Genomic DNA, 16,106 nt, shown 5'->3' with positions numbered 1-16,106 from the left:
GCCGCCGCGGGCACACCTGTGATTCCGGTCGCGTTTCCCGCCTCTGGGCCCGGCCCGGTCGCCTCCGGGCGCCTGTGCCGCCCCGGACGCTTCCGGGACCGGCTCCGCGCCGCGGCGCGGCCGCGCGGCGGCACGGCGTACCGGTGTCAGCGGCGGAGTCTGCGGGCCAGCAGGAAGGCGCCGGTGACCGTGAGCAGGGCCGCGGCGGCGGCGACGAGCGGCCCGCGGGTGGGACCCGGCCCGGTGCGCGCCAGTTCGCGCCCCTGCTCACCGGCCCCGGCCCCGCCTTCGGCCCCGTCGGCCTCCGCCGCTCCTTCCCGCGCGGTCCCCCCAGTCGCGGCGGCACCGTCCGCCCCGCCGCCCCCGGCCCCCGCCCCGTCGGCCTCCTCGGCTCCGGCAGCCTGCTGTGCCTCGGCCTCGGGCGTCTCCTCGTCCTCGGGGGCGCCGGTCCCCCCGGTCCCCTCGGCGGACGGAAGGGGGGAGTCCGGCGTGGCCGTGCCGGGGGCGGTGGCCGGTGCGCTGCCGGTCGGGGCCGCCGTCGCGTCCCCGGCGTCGGGCGCGTCCTCCCCGTCGGCGCCGCGGATCGTGAAGCGGTAGGCGTCGGACTCCCCGACCCAGTCCCCGTCCTCGCCCCGGCGCTGCACGACGGCGGCGGTGGCGGTCACCTGGCCGGCCACGGCGTCGGAGCGGAGCGCCAGCCGCAGCCGGACGCTGACGGTCCCGCCGGGCGGCACCGTGAACCCGCCGAACCCGGCGCCGTCGAGCACGCCGACCAGTTCCTCCTCGTCGGTCCGCTGGAAGGACACCGGCCGGGCGAGCGAGCCGTCGTGGAACTCCAGCAGGGGCTGTTCCGGCCGCAGGGCCCGCCGGTCGTCGACGAGGACGACGACCGGGTGGATGCCGGCGCAGGTGCGGCGGGTGGTGTTGGTCAGGTCGATGTACCAGGTGCCGTATCCGCCGCCCGCCCGGTAGGAGGCGGGCCCGCCGCGGATCCGGGCGGCCAGCGGGAAGGCGCGGGCGTCCGCGCCGGTGCAGGAGCGGGTCGCGTCGGCGAGGGCGGTGTCCGGTGCCACGGGGACGACCACGGCGGCGGCCGCGGCCGCGGCGGTGGCCGCGGCGAGGCGGAGGGACGAGGGCGTGCTCAGTCGCATGAACACATGAGCATGCCGGGCGGGGCCGGAGGAGCGGAGGGACCACCCGGGGTGCGGGCCCGAAGTCCCCTCGATCGGCGCAGCCGCCTCCGCGGGCCGCGCACGGTCAGCCGTCCCCCCGCCCGAACAGCGGCGCGAGCAGCAACTGCGCGGCGCCCTCGGCCACCGCCCGCTCCCCGCGCGGAGCCACCCGCACCGGGACCGGTTCCCCGCCCGAACCTTCCCGCCGGGCCCGCGCCCGGAGCACCTCCGCCACGCCCCGCGCGTACGCCTCGGGCGCCGCGGCGACCGTGCGCCCGCCGAGCAGCACCCGGTCGATGTCGAGCAGGCCCACCAGGTTCCCGGCCGCCACCCCCAGCACCCGTGCCGCCTCGGCCGTCTCCCCCCGGGCGACCGCCGCCAGGCAGAGCGCCTCGACGCACCCCCGGTCGCCGCACTCGCACAGCGGGCCGTCCAGCTGGAGCACCTGGTGCCCGAACTCCCCGGCTCCGGTCCGTGCCCCCCGGTGCACGCTGCCCCCGATCACGAGTCCCGCGCCGAGGCCCGTCCCGAGGTGCAGGTAGGCGAAGGAGCCGCCCGCCGTGCCCTGCTCGCCCCCGACCGCCAGCCCGAGCGCCGCGGCGTTGGTGTCCTTGTCCACCACGACCGGCACCCCCAGCAGGTCCGCGAGCGCGTCCCGCAGCGGGAAGCCGTCCCATTCGGGGAAGCCGGTGACGCGGTGCAGCACACCGCTGGCGTGGTCCAGCGGCCCGGGGAGCGCGAGCCCGACCCCGAGCAGCGACCCGTACCCGGGCAGCGGCCCGGCCCCGCCGGTCCTGCCGCGGCCGGCCGGTCCGCGCGAGGTCCCGCCGAGGCTGTCCCGCACCAGTTCCTCGACCGTGCCGCGGACCGCCGCCAGGACGGCGTGCGCCCCCGACCCCAGGTCCACCTCCCCGCGCCGCTCCCCGACCACGGCGCCGTCGAGGTCGACCAGCACCACCCGCAGCTCGTCCCGGTCCAGGTGCACGCCGACCGCGTGCCCCGCCTCCGGCACCAGCCTGAGCACGGTCCGCGGCTTGCCCCCGGTGGACGCGCGCCGGCCGGCCTCCGCCGCGAGCCCCTCCTCCCGCAGCCGTGCGGTGATCTTGCTGACGGCCTGCGGGGTGAGACCGGTGCGCTCGGCCAGCTCCAGGCGGCTGATGCCCCCCGCCCCGGCGTCGCGCAGCAGGCCCAGCACCAGCGCGGTGTTGTGACTGCGCACCGCGCCGAGGTTCGCTCCCGCCGGTTGGCCGCTCCTCGTCCTGTTCACCCGCCCATTGTCCCCACCGCTTGCACTTTCGCAACAGCGTTGCCAAAGTGGAGGGCATGACTACTGCCCCCCTGCGCGTCGGCCTGATCGGCTACGGCCTCGCCGGCTCCGTCTTCCACGCTCCGCTGATCGACGCCACCGAGGGCCTCGCCCTGGACACGGTCGTCACCTCGAACCCGGAGCGGCAGCAGCAGGCCCGCGCCGAGTTCCCGGACGTCCGCCTGGCCGCCGCCGCCGATGAGCTGTTCGACCGCGCGGACGAGCTGGACCTGATCGTCGTCGCCTCCCCGAACCGGACGCACGTGCCGCTGGCCACGGCCGCCCTGGAGGCGGGCCTGCCGGTGGTCGTGGACAAGCCGGTCGCCGGCACCGCGGCCGAGGCCCGCGGCCTCGCCGCCCTCGCCGACGAGCGCGGCCTGCTGCTGTCGGTCTTCCAGAACCGCCGCTGGGACAACGACTTCCTGACCCTGCGCAGGCTCCTCGCGGACGGCGAGCTCGGCGACGCCTGGCGCTTCGAGTCCCGTTTCGAGCGCTGGCGCCCGAAGCCCAAGGGCGGCTGGCGCGAGTCCGGCGACCCGGCCGAGATCGGGGGCCTGCTCTACGACCTCGGCAGCCACCTCGTCGACCAGGCGCTGGTCCTCTTCGGCCCGGTCACCGAGGTGTACGCCGAGACGGACGTCCGCCGCCCCGGCGCCGAGACCGACGACGACACCTTCATCGCGCTCACCCACGCCGGCGGCGTCCGCTCCCATCTCCACGTCTCCGCGACCGCCGCCCAGCTCGGCCCCCGCTTCCGGGTGCTCGGCTCCCGCGCGGGCTACGTCAAGTACGGCCTGGACCCGCAGGAGGCGGCACTGCGCGAGGGCAGCCGCCCCCGCACGGCCGCCGGCTGGGGCGAGGAGGACCAGGCCCTGTGGGGCCGCCTCGGCTCCGGCGAGTCCCCGCTGACCGGCGGCGGCACCCCCGTGCCGACCCTCCCCGGCGACTACCCCGCCTACTACACGGCCGTCGCCGCCGCCCTGGCCGGCGCCGGCCCCAACCCGGTGACCGCCCTGGAGGCGGCCGCCGCGCTCGACGTACTGGAAGCGGCCCGCAGGTCCGCCCGCGACAAGGTGACGGTGACCCTCTGATGTCCCCCGCGCGGCACACCCCCCGGCCGGCGTCCGAACCCGCCCCGAGCCTGGAGGAACTGGAGGCGCAGGAACGCCGCCTGGTCTTCCGGCGGTTCACGTACGACGACGCCTGGGCCCTCGGCTCGCTCCTGGTCGAGCTGGCCCGGGAGCGGCAGGCGCCGGTCGCCGTCGACATCCACCGCGGCGGCCAGCAGCTCTTCCACGCGGCCCTGCCGGGGTCCACCCCCGACAACGACGCCTGGATCACCCGCAAGCGCCGGGTCGTGGAGCGCTACGGCGCCTCCTCCTACCTGGTCGGCGCCCGGTTCCGCGCCAAGGGGACGACGTTCGAGGAGTCCTCCCGCCTCGACCCCGACGCGTACGCGGCGCACGGCGGTTCCTTCCCGATCCACGTCGAGCACGCGGGCGTCATCGGCGCGGTCACGGTCTCCGGGCTGCCGCAGCTCGAGGACCACCGGCTCGTGGTCGAGGCCCTGGAACGGTTCCTGGACGCGTAGCCCGGCCGACGCGCCGGCCCGCCGGGCGCACCCGGCGGGCCGGCCCTCCGTCCGGCGGGCGCAGCACCTGCCTGCGCCGCCCCGGCCCCGCGATCTCCGGCTCCACGACGTGCCCGTCTCGGCGGGGACCGCGTCTCGGCGGGGACCGTGTCTCAGCGGGACAGCAGGGCCTGCTCCGCCGCGGTCCACGCCGTGCTGGTGACGATGTACAGCGCGGCGGCGAGCGGGACGACGGCCACGCTGACCAGCGTGAAGAAGGACAGGAACGGCATGACCCGGGTGGCCGCGCCGAGCCCCGGCGCCTCGCCGTGGACCGCCGGCGCCGGCTGCTGCGCCATCGCCCGCCGGGCCCGCCGGCAGCTGACGGCGGCGAGGGCCGCGACGACCGCGAAGAGGCCGAGGTGGACCAGCCCGGCCGGGCCGAGCACCCCGCCGTCCGCGAGCAGGTCGGCCCAGCGTCCGCCGAGCGGCGCCGCGAACAGCCGGTGCGCGAGCAGGCCGTTGGGCTCGCCGGCGATCGTGGAGCTGGAGAAGAGGTGGTAGAGGAGGAAGAACGCGGGCGCCTGGAGCAGGCTGGGCAGGCAGCCGGCGAGCGGCGAGACCTTCTCCTCGGCGTGCAGTTCCAGCATCTTCTGCCGCAGCCGCTGCGGATCGCCGGCGTGCTTCTCGCGCAGTGCGGCGATCTTGGGCTGGAGCGCGGCGCCGGCCCGCCTGCCGCGGGCGGCGGCCCGGGACAGCGGGTGCACGAGGAGCCGTACGAGCGCGGTGAACAGGACGATCGCGGCGGCCGCCGCGGACGCGTGGAAGAGCGGGGTCAGCAGCTCGGCGAGCTGCTCGACCAGGTGGGCGAAGACGGACATGGGTGAGCCCTCCGGGGGTCTCGTCGTGCCGGGAGCGAAGCGGTGATCGGCAGGACGACCCGCGCGGGGTCACGCACTGGGATACGGGAGGACGTGCCCTACGCGGCGGTCGCCACAGCCGCGTGTCCGGGCGCTCTGGGGCGGCGCCGGCCGGGCGCGTCGGGGTCGCGCTGGGGCAGGAAGGCCGTACGGCGGGCCCGGTCGCGCATCGCCTCGCGGACGCGGGTGGGGGGCACGGCGGGCACGCTGCGGGCGGCCAGCAGCACGCAGACGGCGAGCGCCGCGGCCGCCGTGGCGGTGGCGGCGAGGGCGGTGGACAGGCCGCCGGCGCCGAGCAGCGCGGCCTGGAGCAGCAGCAGGTGCACCAGGACCGGGAGGAGGGCGAGGGGACGCGTGGCGGCGCGGCTGCGCATCGACGGCTCCCCCCTTCCCCATCGCCGGCTGTCGCCGGCGTTCAGTGTGCCGAGGCCACGATATCCGTCTCCAGCGGCTCCAGCAGCCGTTTCGGCCGCAGCAGCGCCCTGCTGACCGGATCCGCCGGCGCGGGGTCGAGTCCCGGCCCCGGCAGCATGAGAACGTCCGCGACCGGCACGGGAGTTCCGCACGTCGCGCAGTCTCCGGACGGCCCGACGTCCCCGCCGCAGTCCACGTGCCGGAAGAGGCGCATGGGGGTGGTGTCGACGTACGTGCGCCCCCACTGGCCGATGGCGCGCAGCGTGGGCCAGAGGGCCGCGCCGCGCTCGGTGAGGACGTACTCGTCGCGGGGCGGCGTCCGCTGGTACCGGCGCTTTTCGAGGATGCCCTCCTCGGTGAGCGTCCTGAGCCGGGCCGAGAGGACGGCGCGCGGGATGCCGAGATGGACGAGGAAGTCGTTGTAGCGCCGGACGCCGTAGATCGCGTCGCGGACGACGAGCAGGGTCCACCGCTCGCCGACGACCTCCAGCGCGCGGGCGATGGAGCACTCCTGCGTCGCGTAGTCCTTGCCCAGTGCCATGCCGTCCACTGTAACTCCCCGGACCGAGAGGGTTCAATGAATGAACCGAAGATGCTACGGTAGCGCGGACAGGTCGGTTCATTGACTGAACCGCAAGCTGCGGCTCCGGTGGACGGACCGGAGTCCCCGAGGACAGGACAGGCCATGACCGGGCTCGACTCCACCACCGCCCCCGCGGCCGTACGCGGCGACACCGTCCGGGTCACCCCCGTACGCCCCCGGGCCACCCTCGCGTTGACCAGTGCCGCCACCGCCGTGGCCCTGATGACGTACACCGCCCCGATGGTCACGCTGCCGGACACCGCGGCGGACCTGCACACCCCGCTCTCCGCCCAGGCCTGGCTGCTGAACGGCACCCCGCTCGGCCTCGCCGCCCTGCTGCTGGTGGCCGGCAGCCTCGCCGACGACCACGGCCGCCGCCGGATCTTCCTCGCCGGCACCCTGGCCCTCGGCCTCACCACCGTGCTCGGCGCGTTCACGACCACCACCTGGCAGTTCACGCTCGCCCGCATCGCCCAGGGCGCCGCCGCCGCGGCGCTGCTGGCCAGCAGTCTGGGCCTGCTCGTGCACGCCTTCCCCAGCCCGCGCGGCCGGCTGCACGCCACCGGCGTGTGGGGCGCCTTCGTCAGCGGCGGCATCGCCGTCGGCCCGCTGCTCGCGGGCGCGCTGCCGAACTGGCGCGTGGCCTACGGCGTCCTGGGCGCCGCCGCCCTGGCCGTGGCCGCGGCCGGCCCCCGGCTGCTCGCCGAGTCACGCGCCCCGCGCGGCGGCCGGCCGGACGTGCTCGGCGCCCTGACCTTCGCCCTGGCCCTGGTGGCCCTGATCGCGGCCCTGACCCTGGGCCGGGACGGCTGGCTGCGCACCCCGGTGGGCCTGCTGCTCGCGGCGGCCGCCCTGCTGGTCGCCGTCTTCGTCGCGGTGGAACGCCGGGCCGGCACCCCGATGATCGACCTGCGACTGCTGCGCCGCCCCGGGTTCCTGGCATCCTCCGCGGGCGGACTGTTCACCGGGCTCGCGGTGATCGGCCTGTTCAGCTTCCTGCCGTCGCTGCTCCAGCAGGCGCTCGGACTGTCCCCGCTCGCCACGGCCTGGCTGTTCCTGCTCTGGTCCGGCCTGAGCTTCACGGTCGCCCTCCAGGTCAAGCACGTCGCCGGCCGCGTCCCCCCGCGCCTCCAGCTCGCCCTGGGCTTCGCGCTGCACGCGCTCGCCGTGGTGACGATGCTCGGCGCCGTCGGCTCCGGCTCCTGGACCCGCACGCTGCCCGGCCTGGTCATCGGCGGCGTCGGCAGCGGCCTGCTCAACGGCGCCCTGCCGCTGCTCGCCGTCGAGTCGGTGCCCCGGGAGCGGGCCGCGATGGGCTCCGGCGCCCAGCAGACCTTCCGCTACGTCGGCTCCTGCGCCGGCGTGGCCCTGACCATCGCCCTCGCCACCTCGGCCGGCAGCCCGGCCGGAGGCGCGAACACCGCCCTGCTGGTCTCGGCGGGCCTGGCGGCGGCGGGCGCGGTGAGCGTCCTGGTGCTGCGCGGGGAGTAGGGGACGGCCGGGCGCCGGGCCGCCGGGCACGCGCCGCTCGGCGCGGCGGCCGCGGCCGGCCTCGGCGTCGCGGGGCGCGTCCCGCCGACCGCGCCTGCGGCCGTACGGCCTTCCGTACCTCGGGGCGACCGGCCCGGACGGCGTGCCCGGCGGCCCGCCGGGGCGCCGGGGCGCGGTGGCCCCCCTCCCCCGACGCAGCGCCCTTGCGCGCCTCACGTTTGTCACCGCCCGGCAGTACGGTGTCCCCCATGCGCCCCGACACGCCTGCCGAGAACGTCGACCACACCGCCGAAGCGGCACGCCTGGAGCGGACCGCCGGCCTCTACCCGGAGGACGCCGAGGCCCTCCTCCTGCGGGCGGCGGCCCACCGGGAACTGTCCGGCGACCGCCCAGCGGCGACCACGCTCTACGACCGCCTGCTGTCCGATGCCGCTTCGCTGGAGAACCCCCACCTGGTGCGCGCCCTCAAGGCGTCCAACCTCTGGGAGTACGGCCACGAGGCGGAGGCGAGGGCGATCATCGAGGGGCTGCGCACCGCCGCCCCCCGCGACCCGGCCCCCTGGGTGATCGTCGCGGAGGCGCTGGAGTCCCACGACGAGCTGGAGGCGGCGGAGGACACGTTCACGCAGGGCGCGCGACTCCTGCTGACGGACACGGAGCTGCCGCCGCCCGCCACCCACCCCCTCCTCTACGGCCGCCACCGCGTCCGCCGCCTGCGGGGTCTCCCCCACGACCACTGGGACACCCTCGCCGACACCCTCCACACCTCGCCGGTCACCCTCGACGAACTCCACGACCCCAAACGCGTCTGGTCCCTGGGCTCCGACAACCCCGCGGAACTCGCGGCAGAGATCTCCCGGCTCCGGGCCGAACTGGGCGCCTACCGTGAGGCCCTCTCCCGCCCCTTCCCGGTGGCGATCCTGCACTGGCCGGCCCACGAACTGGCCGAACTCCTCGCCGCCTACCCGGCCCTGAGCGCGGAGTACCCCTCCCACGAGACCCACCTGTCGACCATAGAGTCGTCCCTGCGCGAACTCGCGGCCTCCGGCACGGCCAACCTGGGCATCGTCACGGGCACGGTCCCCTCGTACGAGGCGTTCGCGGCATCGGAGGGCGCGTCCCCGGAGGACACGACCCTGCTGCCGCAGTACGCGACGACCCTGGCGGCGCGGGGACGCGCGCTGGCTTGGCCACCGCAGCGGGGGGCCGAGTGCTGGTGCGGGGCGCCTCGGACCTATGAGGCGTGCCACGGGGGCCGTGAGGGCTGAGCGCCGCAGACGGCTGGGAATGGGCCGCATGATGGAACGGCTGAGATTGGGCCGCATGATGGAATCGACGTCACCGCCGTGGTCCGGCGGCTCGCCCCGCACGGACGGGCTGCCGTCAGGGCCGAGCCACGATCGTGAAGGCACAGCCGCGTTGAGCACGATGAAGCCGTCGTCGCCCGCCGTCTCGGCACGGATGAGCAGGCAAGCCAGCAAGAACACGGCAGCGGAACTGACGGTCCGGCGCCTGCTGCACGCGGCGGGGCTGCGCTATCGCGTCGAGTACCCGGTGCCGGGCATGGCCCGGCGCAGGATCGACGTGGCCTTCACCTCGGTCAAGGTCGCCGTCCTCATCGACGGTTGTTTCTGGCACGGCTGCCCCGAGCACGCGACGCAGCCGAAGGCGAACGCGGAGTGGTGGCGGCGGAAACTGGACCGCAACATGGCGCGTGACGCGGAGACCACGGCACATCTCACGGCGGCGGGCTGGGAAGTGCTGCGGTTCTGGGAGCATGAGGCGCCGAAGGACGTGGCGTCGCGTGTGGCGGCGGCGGTCGACCGGCGGAGAGCCCTCCGGGGCCGGGGGAGGAATTGTTGAGCATGTTGTCTTTTGTCGACGTGTGCGCGGGGGCGGGTGGCCTCGCACTGGGTCTGGAGCGAGCCGGTTTCGAGCCACGCCTACTGCTCGACGAGGACGACGACGCCTGCCGGACCCTGCGGGCCAATCGTCCGCACTGGAACGTGCTGAAGACGGACCTGCTCGACTTCGATCCCGTGGAGCACCCGCAGGTGTACGACGTCGATCTGCTCGCGGCCGGTCTGCCCCGGGTGAAGTCGAGCGCGGCGGTGACGCGCAGGTCGTCCGACACCGAGATCCGCCTCATTCGGGCGACCGCTTATCTCGTCCACGCCGTCCAGCCACGAGCGCTGATCATCGAAAATGTGCCCACCTTGGTGGACGAGGACTCCTTCCAGCCGATTCGGGACTTTCTCAGCGACGAGTTGACGCACCTCGAATACGACTTGTTCTGGTTCGCCCTGAATGCCCGCGACTTCGGCGTCCCTCAGGACCGCGCGCTGGGCATCCTCGCAGCCGTCAAGCGACAGTGGGCGAACGCCTTCCGGCTGCCTCGACCCACCGTCCACGAGCACGTTTCGGTCGGAGAGGCCCTGGCGCCCTCGATGCGTTCCCGCGGCTGGCCCGACGCCGACCGCTGGGCGGCCCAGGCGACGAGTGTGGCACCGACGTTGGTGGGCGGATCCAAGACACACGGGGGCCCTGACTTCGGACCGACCGGCACCAAGGCCAAGTGGCGACGGATGGGCGTCTACACGAAGTCGTTCGGCAACGAGCCACCCGGCCGCGACTTCACGTGGGATCCGTCACTCGGGGACGACGGACTGGTGCGGATAACGGTGGACCAGACGGCTCTCCTTCAAGGCTTCCCCGAATCGTGGGAGATCACCGGGCTCAAGACCGCCCGGTACCGCCAGATCGGGCACGCGACGCCACCACCCGTCGCAGAGGCGCTGGGACGGGCCGTCGCCGAAGCGCTGAACCGGGATCCGGTGGTCCCCGCCGCCGGCTAGACTTCTGCCACATGACCAGCACGCCGCCCCGTCAGCCCATCCTCGACAAGCCCTTTGTCCTGGACCTCTTCGCAGGGCCCGGCGGGCTGGACGTGGCCGCACACGTGCTCGGCGTGCCGAGCCTCGGCATCGAATGGGACAAAAGCGCCTGCCTGACGCGTTACGCAGCCGGACTTGAAACCCTCCACGCCGACGTGAGCGCGGTCCGCAGGGAGAGTTTCGAGTCACTGCCCCCGGAGATCAACGTGCTCGCCGGCGGCCCCCCGTGTCAGACGTACTCGGTTGCCGGGAGCGGCGTCGGCCGCAAGGCTTTGGACGAGGTCAAGGGCTACATCGAACGGCTCATGGCGGGCGTCTCCGACGAGGAGATCGACAAGGAGCTGCAGAAGCTCAGCGATCCGCGCACGGCGTTGGTCCTCGAACCGCTCCGCTACGCGATCCAGGCGACGAGAAGCCCGAACCGCGGCAACCGACCGTACGACGTCATCGTCCTGGAGCAGGTCCCCGCGGTCGAGGCGCTCTGGGAGCACTACGCGCTGGTGCTGCAGAAGACCGGCCTGCCCGACGGCACGAAGTACCAGGTCGAGGTCGACGTCCTCGACACCGAGACCTACGGAGTCCCACAGACCCGTTCGCGAGCGGTGCTGATAGCTCGCCGTGAGGGGCTCGGTGAGCCCTTCCTGCCCGAGCCGACCCACCGCGCCTACGCAGCGAAGCAGTGGAACCTCAGGAACGGCGAGGCTTCCGCTCACCCGCATCAGCCGGCTCTCGACGAGGAGATCGCTCCGCAGCCGGTGACGCGCCGGGGGAAGGCCGAGGGACCACAGCCGTGGGTGTCGATGCGCATGGCCCTGCCCGGGCGCACGAAGCCCTTCCTGGTCCGCTCGAACTACGGCAGTTCCGGGAATCCTGGGCGCCGCGGTGTCCGCACCGACCAGCAGCCGGCCGCCACTGTCACCGGTCGCATCTCGCGCTTCGTGGTCTTCGAGCACCTGGACGACAACGTCGTCTACGAGGGCCCGCGGTTCAGCATGAACGAGGCGGGGATGCTGCAGAGCTTCCCCCCGAACTACCCCTGGTCGGGCACGGCACAGGCACAACAGGTGGGCAATGCCGTGCCGCCCCTCTTCGGCGCGCACCTGCTGAGCGCCGCGCTCGGCCTCCCAGCACCGGACCCGGAAGTTCTGCGGGAGCCGTGGGTGCCGGCCACGGAGGAGAAGCGGGCCAAGCTGCGCAGTGACGGATGCGGGGCGGCGGACGACTGCACCGCCCGCTGCCCGTGTCCCGAGGACCAGGCACCGCCGCGCTCCACCCCGCGCAGAAGGAAAGCGTCGGCGGAGTGACCACGGCGGTCGCCGGATCAGACCTCGCTCTTCCTCCCCCTGACCGGCGCGGTCTCGAAAAGGTCGGTGAAGTGGGCGACGAGCGCGGCCACGGACTCCTCCGGGACAGGGTCCTCGTCGGGTCCGTCCGGGAGGATGTGGCGCGAGACCGGGGGTGCCGTCTCCGCCTCCGCGATCCAGTCCCGCAGAGGGGCGGGGTCCCTGGGCTCGTCCGGTGCCAGGACGTCGTGGACCAAGGTCGCTCCCGCCGCGTTGACGGCAACGCTCAGACCGTTGATCTCCCGCCCAGTCGTGATCTTGCCGCTCTGTACAAGGCGGACGAGAGCCTGAGCCGTAGGTCGGTGATCGATCAGGTCCTTCCGCAGAACCGTGTGGACGAGGTCCTGGTTGCCACAGGCCACCTCGACGGGCTCGTAGTCCGGCCCGTTCCGGAACAGCTCGGCCGCCCACCACAGACGGGAGAAACACTGGCGGTCAGCGGGGCCCTGGAAGCGCTCCGCGGAAATACGCCGCTCCGGCCGCGCTGCCGTCGGCTCCGACAGGTGTCGCCAGGCCACATAGTCCGGGGCCACGGCCAGCGCGAGGTGTGTCCACAGGCGCTTGTCCGCCGCCTCCCGCCGTGTGAGGCGCAGCGTGGCATGAAGCCGCGGGGCGAGCCACGCGTCGGCGCGGGTGCGGTCGTCGCGGAACTCGAACATGGCGTCTTCCACCAGGCTGCGAATCGGTTCGACCGCCCATCTCACGTCGTCCTCGGGCAGCGGTTCGACCACCTTGGCGATGTCGATGCCGCCGTGGACCTGTTCGGCCTTCAGCAGTTGCTCGGTGAGGAACCTGTCGGCGGCCGATGCGGGGAGCAGCGCCAGACGCTCCGGTACGTGGTCGGGCTGGGTGATCACTTCTCGCTCTCCCGGTTCGCTTGTTCGAGACTGCGGATGGCATAACCCAGCGCCCTGGAGGCCTCGGCGCGTCGGATCGCCGCGTAGTGGATACGTGTCTGTAGCTCCGCCCAGCCCGAATCGCCGGTGCGCCGGCGGTGCACCTGCCGCAGGGCCTCCTCGACGTGCACGCCGGGAACGACGTCCGGGAGCATCTCCCGCAGGACCTCGCCCTGCCAGTCGGTGGGGAAGACCGGGTTGCCGCCGGGCTCGACCTCCAGGTCGCCGATGGCACCGTGGAACACGGCTGTCCACACGTCCGTGGACATCTGGGCGACGAGGACGTCGCGGACCTTGCTCTCCAGTCCGGAGCCGCTGCTGTCCAACAACCCCACGATTCCGTCGACGTCGGTGTTCACGAAGACGGTGGGCACCCTGGCCGAGGTGTCCACGATCCAGGGCGCGTCCGCGTAGGCCCGCAGCCATTCCCTGGAACTCCTGGTGAAAGAGGCCTTGCGGACCTCCAGTGGGAGGCCGCTGACCGGCTCGTCGGAGACCGTGTCGACGATCCAGCTCCGATCGGTCTCGGCGATCGACCGTCCCGCCACTCCGTCGACCGTGCCGACGGCGTAGACGGCGAGGGAGGCGCGCCCCAGGTGGTCGTCGCGGAACACCGACACATGACCCGACCAGTCACGGCTGTCCTCCGCATCGCGCGTGAGGTCCGTCGCGGTACGGAGGTTGGTCTCGCCGTCCGTCAGCACGGCGAGGACGCGCACGTCGGACCAAGCCGCGTCCGGCGCGTCGGCACCGGGAGGCAGGGTCGCCGACAGGCCGATCGTGGCACTGACCCAGTCGTCGTGCCCCGCGACGCCGAGCGCGACGGCCTGTTGCTGGGTCGAGTACGCACTGGTGTCCAACTGGTCACGCGTACCGTCAGCGAGTTCCAGGGAGACCGATGTCACCCGGAGCGTGATCGGGCGGTTGAGCCGCTTGTACGGGTAGATCTTCACGCGTCACTCCCCCTTGCCGGCACGCAGTTCGAGCACCAGGCGGGTCAGCACGGTCCTGACCGGGTGGCTGGTGACGTCGGTGGCTCCCCGGAACCGCGCACGACGCACACCGGGGCTGAAGCGGAGAGTGCCGTCCTCCACCTCGCAGCCCTCGACGGCCTCCAGCTCCGCCCAGTCCAACTTCGGGCGACCACCGGAGCGCACGTCCAGCAGGGCGACCGGCACCATCGGGACGATCTCGTCACCGCGCGGTATGCCGACCTCGGCGGTGATCCGCCACTCGCCCGCATCGCCGATCGTCGCATCGAGCCCCTTCAGCACCGGGATCACGGGGCCGGTGGGCACCTTCGCCTTCGATCGGTTCTTCACGGTCAGCGCCTTGCGCAGCGCCTCGCCGCCTTCCCGGCTGCTGCGCCTCGGGCGTGCGACGAGTTCCCTGACGGCGTTGTTGACCTCCTTGGTCAGCCCCTCGATCCGTCGGTAGGCGGAGGGCGACCAGCGCAGCGTCAACTCCTCCGTCTGGCCCCAGCGGTCGTGCTCGGGGGGTTCCGCAGCGCGCAGGAACTCCTCGGCCTCCTTGGCGAAGGGGGCCGCTTCCCCGGCGGCCTCGCCTGCCAGGAGGACAGCCTGGAACGGGTTGGTCCCGAGCGGCAGTCGTGGGACCGTCGCCTTCCTGACGGTCATGCGGTTGCCGCGCAGCGCATGCACCTGATTGATCGGCCTGTCGTGGTCGCCGGCCGCCTCGGTGACCAGCAGCACCGCCTGGTGGATTCCCAGCGTGCCGCCGGGAGCACCTCCCGACAGCGGCAGCTTCAGGGGAACGTTGCGAACCGCGACCTGCCCGGCCTCCGTGAGCCTGTCCACCGTGGTGCCCTCGTAGAAGGCCCGCAGGGCGCGGGTCCTGGAAGGTTGTTCGACCGAAGGATCCACCTTGGTCTCCTCGACCACCACCTCCCCGTCGTTGCGCAGAGCGCGGACCGACACCTCCAGGAGGGGGAGTCGGCCGCCACCACCGGTCATGGCCGCCCAGAAGTCACGGCCCAGCGCCTGGACGAGTCGTCTGTGCATCCTGCGGATGTCGCGGGTGTCCTCGTCCCCCTCCTCCTCGACGATGTCGTCGTCGAGGTCGGACGTGCTCGACTCCAGGCTGGCCACGTCGTGCGCACCGACGATGAGGAAGGACGTACCGGGCTCGTCGCTCTCACGGCTCAGGTGCAAGCGCGCCACGGTCTCCTCGTCCGCCCACCAGGAGCGGGCGACCTCGGCGCCCGGCGAGTCGGGATCGGGGCGCCCGAACCAGGCGGGGCCCGCGTACGGGCGGCCGTCGACCTCCCGCCACGGCAGTTCCAGGCGGCCGATCAGCCGCCGCTCGGTGCGTCCCTCGTGGGGCACGGAGAGCGTGGAGTTGATGAGCACCAGACCGAGCGCGCTGGTGGCCCACAACGTCGCCTTGCCCAGGCCGTAGGAACCGCCGGCCGAACGCCCGGACTTGAGACTCTCGAGCTGGCGCCTGACCACGGCGGCGAACTTCCCGTCCGCGTAGTCGTCGCCGGTGAGGCCGGAGGCGTTGTAGTCGTCGACACGGAGCAGAACCAGACGGCCCTTCTCGTACATGTCGCGCACGCCGGCGTCCACGACCCGCCCGACCTTCTGGTTGCCTGCGAGTTCGGAGACGGCCGAGTAGTGCGGGAAGAGGTCGTTCCAGAGGATCGCGTCGCGGAAGGCGTCAAGGTGTTCGCCGGTCAGCTCGTGCAGGGTGTAGCGCACTCGGACGGGACGACCGTTCTCCGTCAAGCGCTCATCGAGGCTGTTCTGACAGGTCTCTCGTGCGAGTACCTGTACGTCCGCGTCGAAGGCGAAGGCGGCGGCATTGCCCAGTTCCCGCCCGCCGTCGGGGTAGCCGGGACGGTGGTACCACGTCACCGGGAGACCGGCCTGCGTGTCGGTGGTACGCGTGTGCACCGTGCCGAGGTCCGTGCCGAGCGCCTTGGCGATGTCCGCCATCACCGTGGGGCGTGGCGTCGACCTCCTTGTGATCCACGCGGAGACAGCGGCTCGGGTCAGGCCGAGCTCCTCGGCCAGTTCGGCCTGTGTCTTCCCCGCTAGCTTGAGCTGCCGGGCCAGCCACGGCCCGAACTCCTCACCTGTCTCCACGCGCCACCTGCTCTTCCTCTCGGACCGTCACGGTGACGCTATTTGACATCGGCGATCTTGTCAATCGATAGTTGACCGAACGATCCCGATCCTCTCGCTCAGCACCACCGCCCGACTTGTCCGGATCGACCGCTTTGCGCCCGATCAACCCAAGGCGAAGAGGCGGAATCGTCAACTCCATACAGGGGAACGACAGTTCGCCTTGCACCCGGCCCGTTCCACCGCTACGTTCTTCGACGATGGGAAAGCCGTCCCGCTCGTACATCCGGAATTCCGGTAGGACGATCGGCCGGGGTAGAAATGCGTCCGCATAAGGCCCGGAGCGCGAGGGGACCATTGCGTCCACGGAACCCCCGGAACGGCACCGGAAAGATGTTTCGGGAAAGGGCTGGCGGCACCAGCCCTGGACC

General features: G+C 73.3%; 16 protein-coding genes. 7 read left to right on the top strand and 9 right to left on the bottom strand.

Annotation, left to right across the window (positions count from 1 at the left end):
- Positions 1-146: 146 nt before the first annotated feature.
- Together ABZ261_RS07360 and ABZ261_RS07355 are read right to left on the bottom strand one after the other, a co-directional pair.
- Positions 147-1,151: a hypothetical protein gene (locus ABZ261_RS07360; RefSeq protein WP_356856266.1), complete on the bottom strand. Its 1,005-nt coding sequence runs from the start codon at positions 1,149-1,151 to the stop codon at positions 147-149.
- A gap of 106 nt (positions 1,152-1,257) precedes the next feature.
- A complete protein-coding gene (locus ABZ261_RS07355; protein WP_356856264.1) occupies positions 1,258-2,439 on the bottom strand; it encodes an ROK family transcriptional regulator in 1,182 nt (393 codons plus the stop codon).
- Positions 2,440-2,495: 56 nt separating this feature from the next.
- Here ABZ261_RS07355 and ABZ261_RS07350 point away from each other — a divergent pair, with 56 nt between their 5' ends.
- Positions 2,496-3,569 (top strand): Gfo/Idh/MocA family oxidoreductase, encoded by a 1,074-nt coding sequence (locus ABZ261_RS07350; RefSeq protein ID WP_356856262.1) that lies wholly within the window; start codon positions 2,496-2,498, stop codon positions 3,567-3,569.
- A complete protein-coding gene (locus ABZ261_RS07345; protein ID WP_356856260.1) occupies positions 3,569-4,069 on the top strand; it encodes a heme-degrading domain-containing protein in 501 nt (166 codons plus the stop codon). Before ABZ261_RS07350 ends, ABZ261_RS07345 begins: the two co-directional genes overlap by 1 nt.
- Before the next feature lie 152 nt (positions 4,070-4,221).
- Here the strand turns inward: ABZ261_RS07345 and yidC are convergent, their stop codons facing one another.
- The 3 genes from yidC to ABZ261_RS07330 form a co-directional block, all read right to left on the bottom strand.
- Positions 4,222-4,929 carry a membrane protein insertase YidC gene (gene yidC / locus ABZ261_RS07340; RefSeq protein WP_356856258.1) on the bottom strand — a complete coding sequence of 236 codons (708 nt, stop codon included), beginning with the start codon at positions 4,927-4,929 and terminating at the stop codon, positions 4,222-4,224.
- Between the two features lie 98 nt (positions 4,930-5,027).
- Positions 5,028-5,342 (bottom strand): DUF6412 domain-containing protein, encoded by a 315-nt coding sequence (locus tag ABZ261_RS07335; protein ID WP_356856256.1) that lies wholly within the window; start codon positions 5,340-5,342, stop codon positions 5,028-5,030.
- 41 nt (positions 5,343-5,383) lie between these two features.
- Positions 5,384-5,932, bottom strand: coding sequence for a helix-turn-helix domain-containing protein (locus tag ABZ261_RS07330; protein WP_356856254.1), 549 nt, complete (start codon positions 5,930-5,932; stop codon positions 5,384-5,386).
- A 135-nt stretch (positions 5,933-6,067) separates the two neighbouring features.
- Between ABZ261_RS07330 and ABZ261_RS07325 the strand changes: the two genes are divergently transcribed.
- The 5 genes from ABZ261_RS07325 to ABZ261_RS07305 all read left to right on the top strand — a co-directional run bounded on the left by ABZ261_RS07325 (position 6,068) and on the right by ABZ261_RS07305 (position 11,654).
- Positions 6,068-7,456 carry an MFS transporter gene (locus ABZ261_RS07325; RefSeq protein WP_356856252.1) on the top strand — a complete coding sequence of 463 codons (1,389 nt, stop codon included), beginning with the start codon at positions 6,068-6,070 and terminating at the stop codon, positions 7,454-7,456.
- Between the two features lie 248 nt (positions 7,457-7,704).
- A complete protein-coding gene (locus tag ABZ261_RS07320; RefSeq protein WP_356856250.1) occupies positions 7,705-8,724 on the top strand; it encodes a hypothetical protein in 1,020 nt (339 codons plus the stop codon).
- 193 nt (positions 8,725-8,917) lie between these two features.
- Positions 8,918-9,319 (top strand): very short patch repair endonuclease, encoded by a 402-nt coding sequence (locus ABZ261_RS07315; protein WP_356856685.1) that lies wholly within the window; start codon positions 8,918-8,920, stop codon positions 9,317-9,319.
- 2 nt (positions 9,320-9,321) lie between these two features.
- Entirely contained in the window at positions 9,322-10,311 is a 990-nt protein-coding gene (locus ABZ261_RS07310; protein WP_356856248.1) for a DNA cytosine methyltransferase, read from the top strand.
- 11 nt (positions 10,312-10,322) lie between these two features.
- Positions 10,323-11,654, top strand: coding sequence for a DNA cytosine methyltransferase (locus ABZ261_RS07305; protein WP_356856246.1), 1,332 nt, complete (start codon positions 10,323-10,325; stop codon positions 11,652-11,654).
- Between the two features lie 17 nt (positions 11,655-11,671).
- Here the strand turns inward: ABZ261_RS07305 and ABZ261_RS07300 are convergent, their stop codons facing one another.
- From ABZ261_RS07300 to ABZ261_RS07285, 4 genes are read right to left on the bottom strand one after another with little or no spacing between them, the layout of a single operon-like run.
- Positions 11,672-12,550 (bottom strand): DUF6339 family protein, encoded by an 879-nt coding sequence (locus ABZ261_RS07300; RefSeq protein WP_356856244.1) that lies wholly within the window; start codon positions 12,548-12,550, stop codon positions 11,672-11,674.
- Positions 12,547-13,542, bottom strand: coding sequence for a hypothetical protein (locus ABZ261_RS07295; protein WP_356856242.1), 996 nt, complete (start codon positions 13,540-13,542; stop codon positions 12,547-12,549). Before ABZ261_RS07295 ends, ABZ261_RS07300 begins: the two co-directional genes overlap by 4 nt.
- A gap of 3 nt (positions 13,543-13,545) precedes the next feature.
- Positions 13,546-15,696, bottom strand: coding sequence for a helix-turn-helix transcriptional regulator (locus tag ABZ261_RS07290; protein WP_356856240.1), 2,151 nt, complete (start codon positions 15,694-15,696; stop codon positions 13,546-13,548).
- The gene (locus tag ABZ261_RS07285; protein ID WP_356856238.1) at positions 15,683-15,961 is read right to left on the bottom strand and encodes a hypothetical protein; all 279 of its coding nucleotides are present in this window, start codon (positions 15,959-15,961) and stop codon (positions 15,683-15,685) included. Before ABZ261_RS07285 ends, ABZ261_RS07290 begins: the two co-directional genes overlap by 14 nt.
- Between the last annotated feature and the right edge of the window lie 145 nt (positions 15,962-16,106).

The sequence above is a fragment of the Streptomyces sp. NPDC006193 genome, assembly GCF_040613915.1.
Taxonomy (GTDB): domain Bacteria; phylum Actinomycetota; class Actinomycetes; order Streptomycetales; family Streptomycetaceae; genus Streptomyces.
Note: the sequence above shows the minus strand (reverse complement) of the source record. Positions and strands in the feature narration are given on the sequence as shown.